14 protein-coding genes are annotated in these 15,734 nt (G+C 57.7%); 10 read left to right on the top strand and 4 right to left on the bottom strand.

The annotated features are described in order from the left end of the window. Nucleotides 1-101: 101 nt before the first annotated feature. Together lptG and lptF are read right to left on the bottom strand one after the other, a co-directional pair. Nucleotides 102-1,178, bottom strand: a complete 1,077-nt coding sequence (lptG, locus tag B4056_RS03030; RefSeq protein WP_039382335.1) for an LPS export ABC transporter permease LptG — start codon at nt 1,176-1,178, stop codon at nt 102-104. Beyond that, the gene (gene lptF / locus B4056_RS03025) at nt 1,178-2,278 is read right to left on the bottom strand and encodes an LPS export ABC transporter permease LptF (RefSeq protein WP_039382331.1); all 1,101 of its coding nucleotides are present in this window, start codon (nt 2,276-2,278) and stop codon (nt 1,178-1,180) included. The genes lptG and lptF overlap by 1 nt, the downstream gene beginning before the upstream one ends. Before the next feature lie 265 nt (nt 2,279-2,543). Here lptF and pepA point away from each other — a divergent pair, with 265 nt between their 5' ends. The 4 genes from pepA to B4056_RS03005 all read left to right on the top strand — a co-directional run bounded on the left by pepA (nt 2,544) and on the right by B4056_RS03005 (nt 8,377). Next, nucleotides 2,544-4,055, top strand: coding sequence for a leucyl aminopeptidase (pepA, locus tag B4056_RS03020; RefSeq protein ID WP_039382329.1), 1,512 nt, complete (start codon nt 2,544-2,546; stop codon nt 4,053-4,055). A gap of 428 nt (nt 4,056-4,483) precedes the next feature. Then, nucleotides 4,484-4,942 (top strand): DNA polymerase III subunit chi, encoded by a 459-nt coding sequence (locus B4056_RS03015; protein WP_288653781.1) that lies wholly within the window; start codon nt 4,484-4,486, stop codon nt 4,940-4,942. Between the two features lie 5 nt (nt 4,943-4,947). Further along, complete coding sequence (locus B4056_RS03010) at nt 4,948-7,803, top strand: valine--tRNA ligase (protein ID WP_288653778.1); 2,856 nt, start codon at nt 4,948-4,950, stop codon at nt 7,801-7,803. Nucleotides 7,804-7,870: 67 nt separating this feature from the next. Next, on the top strand, nt 7,871-8,377 hold the full coding sequence (locus tag B4056_RS03005; RefSeq protein ID WP_039382322.1) for a GNAT family N-acetyltransferase: 507 nt from the start codon (nt 7,871-7,873) through the stop codon (nt 8,375-8,377). A gap of 10 nt (nt 8,378-8,387) precedes the next feature. Here the strand turns inward: B4056_RS03005 and miaE are convergent, their stop codons facing one another. Then, nucleotides 8,388-9,149 (bottom strand): tRNA isopentenyl-2-thiomethyl-A-37 hydroxylase MiaE, encoded by a 762-nt coding sequence (miaE, locus tag B4056_RS03000; protein WP_039382319.1) that lies wholly within the window; start codon nt 9,147-9,149, stop codon nt 8,388-8,390. A 55-nt stretch (nt 9,150-9,204) separates the two neighbouring features. Further along, the gene (rraB, locus tag B4056_RS02995; RefSeq protein WP_039382316.1) at nt 9,205-9,630 is read right to left on the bottom strand and encodes a ribonuclease E inhibitor RraB; all 426 of its coding nucleotides are present in this window, start codon (nt 9,628-9,630) and stop codon (nt 9,205-9,207) included. A gap of 163 nt (nt 9,631-9,793) precedes the next feature. Here rraB and argF point away from each other — a divergent pair, with 163 nt between their 5' ends. The 6 genes from argF (at nt 9,794) to nrdG (ending at nt 15,715) form a co-directional block, all read left to right on the top strand. Continuing rightward, complete coding sequence (gene argF, locus B4056_RS02990) at nt 9,794-10,801, top strand: ornithine carbamoyltransferase (RefSeq protein WP_094110683.1); 1,008 nt, start codon at nt 9,794-9,796, stop codon at nt 10,799-10,801. A 229-nt stretch (nt 10,802-11,030) separates the two neighbouring features. Beyond that, nucleotides 11,031-11,966, top strand: coding sequence for an aspartate carbamoyltransferase (pyrB, locus tag B4056_RS02985; protein WP_039382311.1), 936 nt, complete (start codon nt 11,031-11,033; stop codon nt 11,964-11,966). Between the two features lie 13 nt (nt 11,967-11,979). Beyond that, nucleotides 11,980-12,444 carry an aspartate carbamoyltransferase regulatory subunit gene (gene pyrI / locus B4056_RS02980; protein ID WP_094110682.1) on the top strand — a complete coding sequence of 155 codons (465 nt, stop codon included), beginning with the start codon at nt 11,980-11,982 and terminating at the stop codon, nt 12,442-12,444. An 80-nt stretch (nt 12,445-12,524) separates the two neighbouring features. Continuing rightward, nucleotides 12,525-12,911, top strand: coding sequence for a 2-iminobutanoate/2-iminopropanoate deaminase (gene ridA / locus B4056_RS02975; protein ID WP_039382308.1), 387 nt, complete (start codon nt 12,525-12,527; stop codon nt 12,909-12,911). A gap of 141 nt (nt 12,912-13,052) precedes the next feature. After that, nucleotides 13,053-15,191, top strand: coding sequence for an anaerobic ribonucleoside-triphosphate reductase (gene nrdD, locus B4056_RS02970; RefSeq protein ID WP_288653775.1), 2,139 nt, complete (start codon nt 13,053-13,055; stop codon nt 15,189-15,191). Continuing rightward, a complete protein-coding gene (nrdG, locus tag B4056_RS02965) occupies nt 15,188-15,715 on the top strand; it encodes an anaerobic ribonucleoside-triphosphate reductase-activating protein (RefSeq protein WP_094110680.1) in 528 nt (175 codons plus the stop codon). Before nrdD ends, nrdG begins: the two co-directional genes overlap by 4 nt. Nucleotides 15,716-15,734: the final 19 nt, after the last annotated feature.

Below are 15,734 nucleotides of genomic sequence, written 5' to 3'. Positions count from 1 at the left end.
CATAAATAACCAGGGCGCCATGAATGGCGCCCCTACGTTATTGTGCAGGGGCCTCATTAATGAGGCCCTGGCGCATTCATGCGCCCCTGGATCTCTCCCGCTTAACGTCGTTTCAGCAACAGATAGAGACTGATAGCGAAGAAAGCGCCGCTGGGCAGGATTGCCCCTAATATTGGCGGCAGGCCATAGACCAGGCTCAGCGGACCAAAAATCTGATCCAGCACGTAGAACAGGAAGCCGAAGCTGATACCCGTCACCACGCGCACGCCCATCGATACGCTGCGCAGCGGTCCGAAGATAAAGGAGAGCGCCATCAGCATCATGACCGCTACCGAAAGCGGCTGGAAGATTTTACCCCACATATTGAGCTGATAACGGCCCGACTCCTGCCCGCTCTGCTTCAGATATTTACTGTAGTTATACAGTCCGCTGATAGAGAGCGCGTCCGGATCCAGCGCCACCACGCCCAGCTTGTCTGGCGTCAGGTTGGTTTTCCACTCGCCGTTCAGGCTCTGCGAACCGGTGATCTGTTTTGGATCGGTGAGGTCTGACTCATCCACCTGCGCCAGCTCCCACCGCTTACGCGCCTGATCCCAGGTCGCGGTGGCCGCATAGCGCACGCTCTGCAGACGGCGGGCGTCGTTAAAGCGGTAGATGCTGACCCCATCAATCTCGTTATCGCCCTTAATGCGTTCGATATAGATAAAGTCGTTGCCATCCTTCGCCCAGAGGCCGTTCTGCGTGGAGACCAGCGACCCGCCGTAAAGCTGCTGCGCGCGGAAATTACGCGCCATCTGCTCGCCCTGCGGCGCCACAAACTCGCCGACGGCCATGGTCAGCAGCACCAGCGGGATCGCGGTTTTCATGACGGACAGCGCCACCTGCAGACGGGTAAAGCCGGACGCCTGCATCACCACCAGCTCGCTGCGCTGAGCCAGCGTGCCGAGGCCAAGCAGCGCGCCAAGCAGCGCCGCCATCGGGAAGAAGATCTCGATATCTTTCGGCACGCTCAGCAGGGTGTAGTAGCCCGCATCCAGCGCGGAATACGCGCCCTGCCCGGTTTTGCGCAGCTGATCGACAAACTTGATAATGCCCGACAGCGACACCAGCATGAACAGCGTCATCATGATGGTGTTAAAAATGGTTTTACCGATATAGCGGTCAAGAACCTTAAACATCACACCGACCCTCCGCGGCTGAAACGCGCCCGCAGACGACGCATCGGCACGGTATCCCAGGCGTTAAGCGCCACCGCCAGTGCCAGATACGCGACGTTAACGGTCCACATCCAGATAGCCGGATCGAAGCGCCCTTTGGCCGCATTGGAACGCAGCGAACTCTGCAGCAGGAAGAAGATCAGATAGAGCAGCATCGCAGGCAGCATCGACAATACGCGGCCCTGACGTGGATTGACCACGCTAAGCGGCACCACCATCAGCGCCATAATCAGCACCGAGAAAACCAGCGTCAGACGCCAGTGCAGCTCAGCCTGGAACTGCGGCGTTTTGGTGTTGATCAGCGTAAGCAGATCGGCCTGATCGGCATCGTTAGGATCGAGCGTCGCTTCTTTATAGCCGACTACCGCCTGATAGTTCACAAAGTCAGTGATGCGGAAATCACGCAGCAGCGCGGTACCTTCAAAGCGGGTGCCTCTATCCAGCGTCACCACCTGCGAGCCATCCTTGCGCTGCTCCATATGGCCGCTGTCCGCCAGCACCACCGACGGACGCGCGTTGCCTTTAGGCCGCAGCTGCGCGAGGAACACGTTGCCGAAGGTGTTGCCTTTCACATCCTCGACAAACAGCACGGTATTGCCGTCGCTGGAGGTCTGGAACTGGCCTGCGGCCAGCGCAGCAGCGCCCGGGTTCGCTTTGGCATTCTGCGTAACCTCATCCTGGTAACGCGATGACCAGGGGCCGAGCCAGATCACGTTGACCGCCGCCACCAGCGAGGTCATCAGCATCAGGATCATCGCCGCTTTAACCAGTAACCCTTTACCCAGGCCGCAGGCGTGCATCACCGTAATTTCACTTTCGGTGTATAGCCGGCCCAGCGTCATTAAAATCGCCAGAAACAGACTTAAGGGTAAAATAAGTTGCGCCATTTCAGGCACACCGAGTCCTAACAAGGTCAGAACCAGATTTGTGGGGATTTCGCCATCCACCGCCGCCCCTAAGATCCTGACTAACTTCTGACAAAAGAAGATTAGCAGCAGGATAAACAGGATAGCCAGCTGGCTTTTGAGCGTTTCCCGAACCAGATATCTAATAATGATCACGCTTAGTACGCCTGTGAAAACTTGTCTTTTTGCAGGAAAATCGCTAGTTTCAACGCTTATCAGCCATTTTTCTTCATCAATGGCCGTATTGGTCGCTAAAATGGTCTGTTAATGCGTCAGGGTGGTGAAAAAACATCATATTGTCACCCCACTCATTATGACCAGCGGCGTTAAATTGTCATGGCGTCGCGCCAAATAATGGGTGACGAACGCGCTACATTCTAACGACAGCTACGGCCGTTGTCTTTAAGATTCAGGAGAGTGCATGGAGTTCAGTGTAAAAAGCGGCAGCCCGGAAAAACAGCGGAGCGCCTGCATTGTTGTAGGCGTTTTTGAGCCGCGCCGTTTATCGCCCATTGCCGAACAGCTGGATAAAATCAGCGACGGCTATATCAGTGCGCTGCTGCGCCGCGGCGAACTGGAGGGCAAAGTCGGCCAGACGCTGCTGCTGCACCATGTGCCGAATATTCTCTCTGAACGTATTCTGCTGATTGGCTGCGGCAAAGAGCGCGAGCTGGACGAGCGTCAGTATAAGCAGGTGATCCAGAAGACCATTAACACGCTGAATGACACCGGCTCCATGGAAGCGGTCTGCTTCCTGACCGAACTGCATGTTAAAGGCCGCAACACCTACTGGAAAGTGCGCCAGGCTATCGAAACTTCGAAAGAGGCGCTCTACAACTTTGATCAGCTGAAAAGCAATAAAGTTGAGCCGCGTCGTCCGCTGCGCAAGCTGGTGTTCAACGTCCCGACGCGTCGCGAACTCACCAGCGGTGAGCGCGCTATTCAGCATGGCCTTGCCGTAGCAGCCGGCGTGAAAGCGGCAAAAGATCTCAGCAACATGCCGCCAAATATCTGTAATGCGGCCTATCTCGCTTCGCAGGCACGCCAGCTGGCGGACGCTTACAGCAAAAACGTCACGACCCGTGTTATCGGCGAACAGCAGATGAAAGAGCTGGGCATGAATGCCTATCTTGCGGTCGGCGCCGGTTCGCACAATGAGTCGCTGATGTCGGTCATTGAGTACAAAGGCAACAGCGATCCGGACGCGCGTCCTATTGTGCTGGTGGGTAAAGGGCTGACCTTTGACGCCGGCGGCATCTCTATCAAGCCTGCTGAAGGCATGGATGAGATGAAATATGATATGTGCGGCGCGGCCTCGGTCTATGGCGTAATGCGCATGGTGGCAGAACTCAATCTGCCGCTGAACGTCGTGGGCGTGCTGGTGGGCTGTGAAAACATGCCGGATGGCCGCGCAATGCGCCCGGGCGATGTTCTGACCACGATGTCAGGCCAGACGGTGGAAGTGCTGAATACCGATGCTGAAGGTCGTCTGGTGCTGTGCGACGCCCTCACCTACGTTGAACGTTTTGAGCCTGAAGTGGTGATTGACGTGGCGACCCTGACCGGTGCCTGCGTAATTGCGCTGGGTCATCACGTCAGCGGCCTGCTTTCGAATCACAATCCGCTGGCGCATGAGCTGATCAGCGCTTCTGAACAGTCAGGCGACCGCGCGTGGCGGCTGCCGATGGCCGATGAGTATCAGGAGCAGCTGGAGTCGAATTTTGCCGATATGGCGAATATCGGCGGACGTCCGGGCGGTGCGATTACGGCCGCCTGCTTCCTGGCGCGTTTTGCACGCAAATATAACTGGGCGCACCTCGATATCGCCGGCACCGCATGGCGCTCCGGTAAAGCCAAAGGCGCTACCGGTCGTCCGGTACCGATGCTCTCTCAGTTCCTGCTGAACCGTGCGGGTCTGAACGGCGACGATTAATCGGTATTGCGCGTCCTGTGGCGGCATTTCCCCCGTAGGGGCGCCATTCATGGCGCCCGGTTTGATGCGCGTGCGGAACGTGATGACGCCATTCATGGCGCCCGGGGGTGATGCGCGCGCGAGACGTGATAACGTTCAATATGGCGCGGTGTTTGACCAGGGGCGCATAAATGCGCCCCCTACGGTGGTATATCCTCGCGATAAACCTCGGGACGGCGCGGTGTTTGACCAGGGGCGCATAAATGCGCCCCCTGTGGCGGCATTTTTCCCCGCAGGGGCGCCATTCATGGCGCCCGGGTTGACGCGCGTACGGGACGTGATGACGCCATCAACAACATTCCTGCTGCTGATATCGGCCTTAATGTTGGACGCACGCCGCGCGCTGACGCACAATGCTCTCTGTTGTTACTGATGGAATTTAGCCCGCCATGAAAAACGCCACCTTCTATGTTTTAGAGTCAGAAAAAGCCAGTGATGGCCTTAGCGCTATTGAAGCGCTGGTGTGCGATCTGGCTGCTACCCGCTGGCGTGAAGGCAAACGTATCCTGATCGCCTGTGAAAGCGAAGCGCAGGCGAACCGGCTGGACGAGGCGCTCTGGCAGCGCCCGGCTAACGCCTTTGTGCCGCATAATCTGGCGGGTGAAGGCCCGCGCTACGGTGCGCCGGTAGAGCTTGCCTGGCCGCAGCGCCGCAGCAGTGCGCCGCGCGATTTGCTGATCAGCCTGCTGCCGGCATTCGCAGATTTTGCCACCGCTTTCCATGAAGTGATAGACTTCGTACCGTATGAAGAATCCCTGAAACAACCGGCGCGCGATCGCTATAAAGCCTATCGTAGCGTTGGTTTCCAACTGAAAACGGCGCCACCACCCCCGCCGCAAACGACATAGCAGAAATGGACAAGACATATAACCCGCAAGATATCGAGCAGCCGCTCTACGAGCACTGGGAACAGCAGGGCTACTTTAAACCGAATGGCGACACCAGCCAGGAAAGCTTTTGCATCATGATCCCGCCGCCGAACGTCACCGGCAGCTTGCATATGGGTCACGCCTTCCAGCAGACCATTATGGATACCATGATCCGCTACCAGCGCATGCAGGGTAAAAATACCCTGTGGCAGGCGGGCACTGACCATGCCGGTATTGCGACGCAGATGGTTGTAGAGCGTAAGATCGCCGCCGAAGAGGGGAAAACGCGCCAGGATTATGGTCGTGACGCCTTTATCGATAAAATCTGGGAGTGGAAAGCGGAATCAGGCGGCACTATTACCCGCCAGATGCGCCGCCTCGGCAACTCCGTGGACTGGGAGCGCGAGCGCTTCACCATGGATGACGGCCTCTCAAATGCGGTGAAAGAAGTTTTTGTGCGCCTTTATAAAGAGAACCTGATCTACCGTGGCAAACGCCTGGTAAACTGGGACCCTAAACTGCGCACCGCTATCTCCGATCTGGAAGTAGAAAACCGCGAAAGCAAAGGCTCGATGTGGCATATCCGCTATCCGCTGGCGGATGGCGCGACCACGGCAGACGGCAAAGATTATCTGGTTGTCGCTACCACCCGCCCGGAAACCCTGCTGGGCGATACCGGCGTTGCCGTCAATCCGGAAGATCCACGCTATAAAGATCTGATCGGCAAAGAGCTGATCCTGCCGCTGGTAGATCGTCGCATTCCGATCGTGGGTGATGAGCACGCCGATATGGAAAAAGGCACCGGCTGCGTGAAGATCACCCCGGCGCACGATTTCAACGACTATGAAGTGGGTCGTCGTCACAAGCTGCCGATGATCAACATTCTGACCTTTGACGGCGATATCCGCAGCCGTGCCGAGGTGTTTGACACCAACGGTGAAGCGAGCACCGCCTGCTCCGATGAAATCCCGGCGGCGTTTCAGGGTATGGAGCGCTTTGCCGCGCGTAAAGCGATTGTCGCTGCCGTGGATGAAGCGGGCCTGCTGGATGAGATCAAGCCACACGACCTGACGGTGCCGTACGGCGATCGCGGCGGCGTGGTGATTGAGCCGATGCTGACCGATCAGTGGTACGTGCGTACCGCCCCGCTGGCGAAAGTTGCGGTAGAAGCGGTAGAGAACGGCGACATCCAGTTTGTACCGAAGCAGTATGAAAATATGTACTTCTCCTGGATGCGCGATATTCAGGACTGGTGTATTTCACGCCAGCTCTGGTGGGGGCATCGCATTCCGGCGTGGTATGACAACGACGGCAACGTCTATGTCGGCCGCACCGAAGAAGAAGTGCGTCAGGAAAATAATCTGGCTGCAGACGTGGCGCTGCGTCAGGATGATGACGTGCTGGATACCTGGTTCTCCTCCGGCCTGTGGACCTTCTCTACTCTTGGCTGGCCAGAGAACACCGAAGCGCTGCGCACCTTCCACCCCACCAGCGTGCTGGTGAGCGGCTTCGACATTATCTTCTTCTGGATCGCGCGCATGATCATGCTGACCATGCACTTTATCAAAGATGAAAACGGCAAGCCGCAGGTGCCGTTTAAGACCGTCTATATGACCGGTCTGATCCGCGATGAAGAGGGACAGAAGATGTCGAAGTCGAAAGGCAACGTCATCGATCCGCTCGATATGGTTGATGGGATTTCGCTGGAAGCGCTGCTGGAGAAACGTACCGGCAACATGATGCAGCCGCAGCTGGCGGAAAAAATCCGCAAGCGCACCGAGAAGCAGTTCCCGGACGGCATCGTGCCATCAGGCACTGACGCCCTGCGCTTTACGCTGGCCGCGCTGGCCTCAACCGGACGCGATATCAACTGGGATATGAAGCGTCTTGAAGGCTATCGCAACTTCTGTAATAAGCTGTGGAACGCCAGCCGCTTTGTGCTGATGAATACCGAGGATCAGGATTGCGGTCAGCAGGGTGGCGAACTGAAGCTGTCGCTGGCGGATCGCTGGATCCTGAGCGAGTTTAACCGCACGGTGAAAGCGTACCGTGAGGCGCTGGACAGCTATCGCTTCGATATCGCGGCCAATATTCTCTATGACTTCACCTGGAATCAGTTCTGCGACTGGTATCTGGAGCTGACCAAGCCGGTGATGAACAGCGGCAGCGAAGCGGAGCTGCGCGGCACGCGCAACACGCTGGTAACGGTGCTGGAAGCCCTGCTGCGTCTGGCACACCCGATTATTCCGTTTATTACGGAAACTATCTGGCAGCGCGTAAAAGTGCTGAAAAACACCGATCATGACACCATTATGCTGCAGCCGTTCCCGCAGTATGACGCGGCGAATGAGGATGCCGCAGCGCAGGCAGACATTGAGTGGATGAAACAGGCGATTGTCGCGGTACGTAATATCCGTGCTGAGATGAACATCGCGCCGAGCAAGCCGCTGGATGTGCTGCTGCGCGACTGTTCCGCTGACGCACAGCGTCGCGTAGAAGAGAACCGCAACTTCCTCTCCCGTCTGGCGCGTCTCGCGAGCCTGACGATTCTGCCGGCGGGCGACAAAGGCCCGGTCTCTGTGACCAAGATCGTCGAGGGCGCAGAGCTGCTGATCCCGATGGCCGATCTGGTCAACAAAGAGGCGGAGCTGGAGCGTCTGGCAAAAGAGCTGCTGAAGCTGGATGTTGAGATTGAGAAGATCCAGACCAAGCTGGCGAACGAAGGCTTTGTGTCGCGCGCCCCGGAAGCGGTGGTCGCGAAAGAGCGCGAGCGCGTGGCGGAGATGGAGCAGTCAAAAGCAAAACTGATTGAACAGCAGGGCGTGATTGCGGCATTGTAAGCGCTTAAGACCTGTTCGTTAACTGAAGCCGGGCTCTGCCTGGCTTTTTTATTACCGGAATTCTGCCATGAGCACCCTCACCTCACTGAATCTGCAGGTCCGCCCGATCTGCGCCGCGGACAACCAGCCGATTGCACAGGTGATCCGCACGGTGTCAGCCGAGTTTGGCCTGACCGCGGATAAAGGCTATACCGTCGCCGATCCCCAGCTTGATAGCCTGTTTGAACTCTACAGCACGCCAGGGAGCGCCTACTGGATTGTGGAGCTGGAAGGCAGCGTCGTGGGCGGCGGCGGCATTGCGCCGCTGGCGTGCAGCGCACCCGATATCTGCGAACTCCAGAAGATGTATTTTCTGCCGCAGGTGCGCGGGCTCGGCCTGGCGCGTGAACTGGCGCTGCGCGCGCTGGCGTTTGCCCAGGCGCAGGGGTTCCGCCGCTGCTATCTGGAGACCACCGCCAGCCTGACGCGGGCGATTGCGCTTTATGAAGCGCTGGGATTTACGCACATTGACCGCGCCATGGGCTGTACCGGTCACGTCGATTGCGAAGTGCGGATGCTTAAAACGCTGGCGTAGAAGCCCGCACTCAGAACGCGGGCACGCCGCTGTGAAAGCGCAGCTCCGTATCCGGCTCGCCGATCAGGCGCGCTTCCGCTGCGCCGATCGCCTGCACGCGCGGTGTAATATCGCGCGGTGAGATCTGCGCTGCCAGCGCAAGGTAGTCCTGATAGTGACGCGCTTCTGAACGCAGCAGCGAGATATAGAACTTCTCCAGCTGCGCATCCAGATGCGGTGCCAGGCTGGCAAACCGTTCGCAGGAGCGCGCTTCAATATAGGCGCCGCAAATCAGCTTATCCACCAGCGTATCGGGCTCATGGGTGGTGACCTCCCGCAGCAGCCCTTTTGCATAGCGGCTGGCGGTGATTTTGCGGTAAATCAGACCGCGCGCCTGCATGATCTCCCATACCTGATAAAAGTGGTGCAGCTCCTCTTTGATCAGCAGCACCATCTTCTCCACCATCTCATCCGCCCACGGCAGTTCGTTGCGCACGATAACGCTTTTGGTCAGATTTTTATGCGCATTGATGAAGTCGCTGCTGTGCGCTTCGCCAAAGACAAACGCCTCATAAGGTTCGAGCCACGCCAGAATCGCCTCACCGCTCGGTTTATCTGCCACATATTTACGGATCAGCCATACGGCGGTCTGTGCCGCTTTCAGCTCACATACCATGTGATCGGTCAGCAGCAGCGTAAGATTTTCCGGTTTGCGCGCCTCTGCGATCCACGCCTCAGGCGTGCGACAGTGCAGGAACTGGTGGATGGGTGCTAATAGCGGGGCGTAATTCATCGGTGGTCTTTACAGGCAGGTAAGTGAAACGGGCGACAGGCGCCGCCCGGTACAATCAGTGACGGACGCCGTTATCCTCGCCGTCGTCGTCCATCTCTTCATCTTCGTCTTCGTCATCTTCCGCGTTGGGATCTTCGAAGTAGGTACCCCAGCCGTCATAATCGACGTTGTATTTGCCCACCAGGTTCACCAGCTGCTCAACCTGCGCATCGATCAGTTCAGGTTTCAGGGCAGATTCGCTGAGGATATCCACACACATTACCGTGGTGCCATCTTCCAGCTCCAGCTCTTCCGGCTCGGTGACTTCATAGCCCAGCTTAAACGCATCAACTGCCGCTTTTTCCAGCGAGTCGAAGTTGTTGCAGGAGAGATGATGTTCAATGGTGTAGAGCGCGTCCGGATCGCTTCCGTCATCCAGCAGCTCTTCGATGATCAGACGCGTCTCTTCGCGCTGTTCTTCCAGCAATGCTTCGTATGCCATGTGTGAGTCCTCAAAATGGTGGCAGTGAATGCAATTATTTTCCCATACTGCCTCGCGCGCCACTACACAAAACAGAAAGTTTATTTGCGCCGGGGTTGAAAATGAATATTCATACCATTAAATTGAATTTTAATTCATTATTAAGCAGCTTACGGAGCAAAGCATGAGCCAGTTATATTCGAAACATTTCCTGCGGTTGCTGGATTTTACTCCGGCAGAGATCGCCAGCCTGCTGTCGCTGGCCGCTGAATTAAAGCAGGCCAAAAAAAGCGGCAGTGAAACGCGCTACCTTACCGGCAAAAATATTGCGCTCATCTTCGAAAAAGACTCGACCCGTACCCGATGCTCTTTCGAAGTTGCCGCTTACGATCAGGGTGCAAACGTGACCTATCTCGGGCCGGGCGGCAGTCAGATTGGGCATAAAGAGTCGATGAAAGACACCGCCCGGGTGCTGGGACGCTTCTATGACGGTATTCAGTATCGCGGCTATGGTCAGGCGCTGGTGGAAACCCTGGCTGAACACGCCGGTGTACCAGTGTGGAACGGTCTGACCGATGAGTTTCACCCTACGCAGCTGCTGGCCGATCTGCTCACGATGCAGGAGCAGCTGCCAGGTAAAGCGCTGAGCGACATGACGCTGGTGTATGTGGGCGACGCGCGCAATAACATGGGCAACAGCATGCTGGAAGCCGCCGCCCTGACGGGGCTGGATTTGCGTCTGGTAGCGCCTGAAGCGTGCTGGCCGGAGAGCAAACTGGTGGAGACCTGCCGCGCAGCGGCGGCGCAAACCGGCGGCAAAATTACGCTGACGGAGAATATCGCCGAAGGCGTGCAGGGGGCAGACTTTATCTATACTGACGTCTGGGTCTCTATGGGCGAGGCGAAATCGGTGTGGGAAGAGCGTATCGCTCTGCTGCGCCCCTATCAGGTTAACAGCGCGATGCTGGCGCTGACCGGTAATCCGCAGGTGAAGTTTCTGCACTGCCTGCCCGCTTTTCACGATGACAAAACCACGCTGGGCCAGCAGCTGGCGGCGCAGTACGGGCTGGAAGCCGGAATGGAAGTCAGCGACGAGGTATTTGAGTCGGCGCACAGCGTGGTATTCGATCAGGCGGAAAACCGCATGCATACCATCAAAGCGGTGATGGTAGCCACGCTGGCCCAGCGCTGATTAACGCCAGGCAAACGTTTACTTAGCGCTTGCTGCCCGCCCGCGAATGCGTATAATGCGCCACAATTTGCCGGAGGAAATATGCCACAGCGCCAGCCACATTTTGCCGCTCCCGTCCGCCTGAACGCAGGCGGCACCGCTGTTTCTTTCCGCTATTCACCGATCGTTATAAAGCCCCTGTAAAGGGGCTTTTTTTTGTCCGCTATCCGGCAGCACTGAGGAGAAAGCTATGGCTAACCCGCTATATCGCAAACACATCATTTCCATCAACGATCTCAATCGCGATGAACTGGAGCTGGTGCTGCATACCGCTGCCCGGCTTAAGGCGCAGCCGCAGCCTGAGCTGCTGAAGCATAATGTGATTGCCAGCTGTTTTTTCGAAGCCTCCACCCGGACCCGCCTCTCGTTTGAGACGGCGATGCATCGCCTGGGGGCATCGGTGGTCGGGTTCGCCGACGGCGGTAACACCTCGCTGGGCAAAAAAGGCGAAACGCTGGCCGACACCATTTCCGTCATCGGCACCTACGTTGACGCTATCGTAATGCGCCATCCGCAGGAGGGTGCGGCGCGTCTGGCCACGGAATTTTCCGGCGGCGTACCGATCCTCAACGCCGGCGATGGTGCGAATCAGCATCCGACGCAAACCCTGCTCGATCTCTTTACCATCCGTGAAACGCAGGGGCGGCTTGATAACCTCAGCGTCGCGATGGTCGGCGATCTGAAATATGGCCGTACCGTGCACTCGCTTACGCAGGCGCTGGCGAAATTCACCGGCAACCGTTTCTACTTTATCGCCCCGTCAGCACTCGCCATGCCTGCCTATATCACCGATATGCTGGATGAACAGAACATCGTCTGGACGCGGCATGACAGCATTGAAGAGGTGCTGCCTGAACTCGACATTCTTTATATGACGCGGGTGCAGAAAGAGCGTCTCGATCCGTCAGAGTACGCCAATGTTAAGGCACAGTTCATTCTGCGCGCCGCCGATCTGCACGGCGCGCGCGGCAATATGAAGGTGCTGCATCCGCTGCCGCGCGTGGATGAGATCGCCACCGACGTCGACAGCACGCCCCACGCCTGGTATTTCCAGCAGGCGGGGAACGGCATTTTTGCCCGCCAGGCGCTTCTGGCGCTGGTACTGAATAGCGAACTGACAGACTAAGGAGCCGACGATCATGACCCAGGATAATAAACTGCAGGTAGAAGCGATTAAACGCGGCACGGTAATCGATCATATTCCGGCCCAGACGGGATTTACGTTGCTGTCGCTGTTCCGCCTGACGGAAACCGATCAGCGCATTACCATCGGCCTTAACCTTCCTTCCGGCGAGATGGGACGTAAAGATCTGATCAAAATCGAGAACACTTTTCTTACTGAAGATCAGATCAATCAGCTGGCGTTTTATGCGCCGCACGCTACGGTAAACCGTATCGAAGAGTATGAGGTGGTGGCCAAAATTACCCCAACACTGCCGGCGCGCATTGAGCAGGTGCTGACCTGCCCGAACAGCAACTGTATCAGCCGCAGCGAGCCGGTTTTCTCCAGCTTTGCGGTAAAGCAGCGTGAAGATGATATCCACCTGCAGTGTAAATATTGCGAGAAGTCGTTTGCCCGCCATGTGGTGCTGGGTCACTGGTAATCATCTGACCGCTCCCTATAATGGGAACCCTTGCTTACGCGGCGAGCGCCCCGCTGGCCGCGCACTTCTGAGGAGAAACGATGTCTCGCGAAATCAGTACGGAACAGGCTCCCGCCGCTATCGGTCCCTATGTGCAGGGCGTGGATCTCGGCAGCATGATTATCACCTCCGGACAGATCCCGGTCGATCCGGCAACCGGCGCGGTCGCCGATGATGTGGCAGCCCAGGCGCGCCAGTCGCTGGAGAATGTCAAAGCGATTGTTGAAGCAGCCGGTCTGCAGGTTGGCGACATTGTCAAAACCACGGTCTTTGTCAAAGACCTCAACGACTTTGCCACGGTTAACGCCACTTACGAGGCGTTTTTTACTGAGCATCAGGCCAGCTTCCCGGCGCGCTCCTGTGTCGAGGTCGCCCGCCTGCCTAAAGATGTCAAAATTGAGATTGAAGCGATCGCCGTACGTCGCTGATCCCCTGCCCCTCTCCCGGCCGGGAGGGGGGACTCACCACTTCCTTGCGGCATATCAAGCCATACGCAATTAATCCCGCCAGAACACAACATATAGTCATTACACTACCTGAAATATCTATATATAGCTCAGGAGTGATAAATGGCGACGACGGTTATAAAACGCGACGGCTGCAGAGTCCCCTTTGATATACAGCGTATTGAACAGGCTATCGCGGCGGCGGCAGAGGCAGTGGCGCAGTGCGATCCCGCCTGGTGCCGGGCGCTGGCTGAGCAGATTGGTCAGCAGCTGGCCGCGCGCGCGGAAGTCGATATCCATGAGATCCAGCTGGCGGCTGAAGAGGCGCTGATGCATGCCGGTAAACCGGCGGTGGCGCGCGCGTGGATTGAGTATCGCCACGACCGGGACCGGGCGCGCGAGCAGCGCAGCCGGCTGCATCACGCCATAAGGGGGCTGGTGGAGCAGACTGACACCGCGCTGCTGCATGAGAATGCGAACAAAGACAGTAATGTCATCCCGACCCAGCGCGACCTGCTGGCGGGCATCGTGGCAAAACATTATGCGCAGCGGCATCTGCTGCCGCGCGCGGTGGCAGAGGCGCACGATCGCGGCGAGATCCACTATCACGATCTCGATTACGCCCCCTTTTTCCCGATGTTCAACTGCATGCTGGTCGACCTGCGCGGCATGCTGACCCGGGGCTTCAAAATGGGCAATGCGGAGATCGAGCCGCCGAAATCGATCGCCACCGCCACCGCCGTCACCGCACAGATCATCGCGCAGGTCGCCAGCCATATTTATGGCGGCACCACGCTTAACCGGATTGATGAAGTGCTGGCACCGTTTGTGGAATTAAGCATGGCGAAGCATCGGCAGGTCGCAGCGGCGTGGCAGATCGCCCGTGCGGAGGAGTATGCCCGGGAACGCACTGAAAAAGAGTGCTATGACGCGTTTCAGTCGCTGGAATATGAAGTCAATACGCTGCACACCGCCAACGGCCAGACCCCGTTTGTGACCTTTGGCTTCGGGCTTGGCACCTGCGAAGCAGCACGCATGATCCAGCGGGCGATTCTGCACAACCGCATCGCCGGGCTGGGTAAAAACCATAAAACGGCGGTATTTCCCAAGCTGGTTTTTGCCATCCGCGAAGGAATTAACCGTCGACCGGGCGACATTAATTACGATATCAAACAGCTGGCGCTGCGCTGCGCCGCTAAACGCATGTATCCCGACATCCTCAATTATGACCAGGTTGTGGCGGTGACCGGCTCATTTAAAACGCCGATGGGCTGCCGCAGCTTTCTCGACCGCTATGACGTGCAGGGAGAGCCGGTTCATGACGGGCGCTGCAACCTCGGCGTGGTGACGATCAATCTGCCGCGCATTGCGCTGGAGGCGCAGGGAGATGACGATCGCTTCTGGCAACTGCTCGATAAGCGGCTGGTGCTGACAAAGCAGGCCCTGATGACGCGTATCGCGCGTCTTGAACGCACCAAAGCGCGCGTGGCGCCGATTCTTTACATGGAGGGAGCGTGCGGCATACGGCTGCAGGCGGATGAAGAGATTGGCGTTCTGTTCCGCAACGGGCGGGCGTCGATTTCGCTTGGCTTTATTGGTCTGCATGAGACGCTGAATGCGCTGAGCAGTAATGCGCAGCACCCTTACGATTCGCCCGCGATGCAGGCAAAAGGCGTGGCGATTGTTTCCCGCCTGCGCGCAGCGGCCAGCGCGTGGAAAGCGGAGAGCGGCTACGGCTTTAGCCTCTACAGCACGCCGAGCGAAAACCTGTGCGATCGCTTCTGTCGCCTCGATGCAGCGGAATTTGGTGTGGTTCCGGGCGTGACCGATAAAGGCTACTACACCAACAGCTTCCACCTCGATGTAGAGAAGAAGGTGAATCCGTACGACAAAATTGATTTTGAAGCGCCCTATCCGGCGATCAGCAGCGGCGGCTTTATCTGTTACGGCGAATATCCCAGCCTGCAGCACAACCTGAAAGCGCTGGAAGATGTCTGGGACTACAGCTATCACCGCGTGCCCTACTACGGCACCAATACGCCGATCGATGAGTGCTACGCCTGCGGCTTCAGCGGCGAGTTCAGCTGCACCAGCAAAGGCTTTACCTGTCCCGCCTGCGGCAATCGCGACCCCGCCCGGGTCTCCGTCACGCGCCGCGTCTGCGGCTATCTTGGCAGCCCGGACGCCCGCCCCTTCAATGCCGGTAAACAGCAGGAGGTGCAGCGACGCGTGAAGCACATGAGTAGCGGGCTGCCGAAATGATGCGTATTCATGGCTATTATGACATTGACGTGGTGAACGGGCCGGGCACGCGCTGCACGCTGTTTGTCGCGGGCTGCGAGCATCGGTGCCGGGGCTGCTATAACCCGCGCACCTGGCGTCTCGATGCGGGCACACCCTTTACGCTGCAGATGGAAGAGCAGCTGATTGCCGATCTCAACGATACCCGCGTGCCGCGTCAGGGCCTGTCGCTCAGCGGGGGCGATCCGCTGCATCCGCACAATGTGCCGCATATTCGCCGGCTGGTGCGCCGCGTACGCCGCGACTGCCCCGGTAAAGATATCTGGCTCTGGACCGGCTATGAGCTGGCTGAACTTTCTGCCGCCCAGCGGGTAATACTCGACGCTATTGATGTACTGGTTGATGGCCGCTTTGTTGAGGCTGAAAAGGATGCAAAGCTGCAGTGGCGGGGCAGCCGGAACCAGACAATCTGGTGGTTGCGTCTGCTGCCGCTGACGCCGCCTGCAGAAGACATTACGCCGTCCGGCTTGCGTTTCAGTGATTAGCGTCCAGACTTGTCAGGTC

The sequence above is a fragment of the Pantoea sp. UBA7232 genome, assembly GCF_002473195.1.
Taxonomy (GTDB): domain Bacteria; phylum Pseudomonadota; class Gammaproteobacteria; order Enterobacterales; family Enterobacteriaceae; genus Pantoea; species Pantoea eucrina.
Note: the sequence above shows the minus strand (reverse complement) of the source record. Positions and strands in the feature narration are given on the sequence as shown.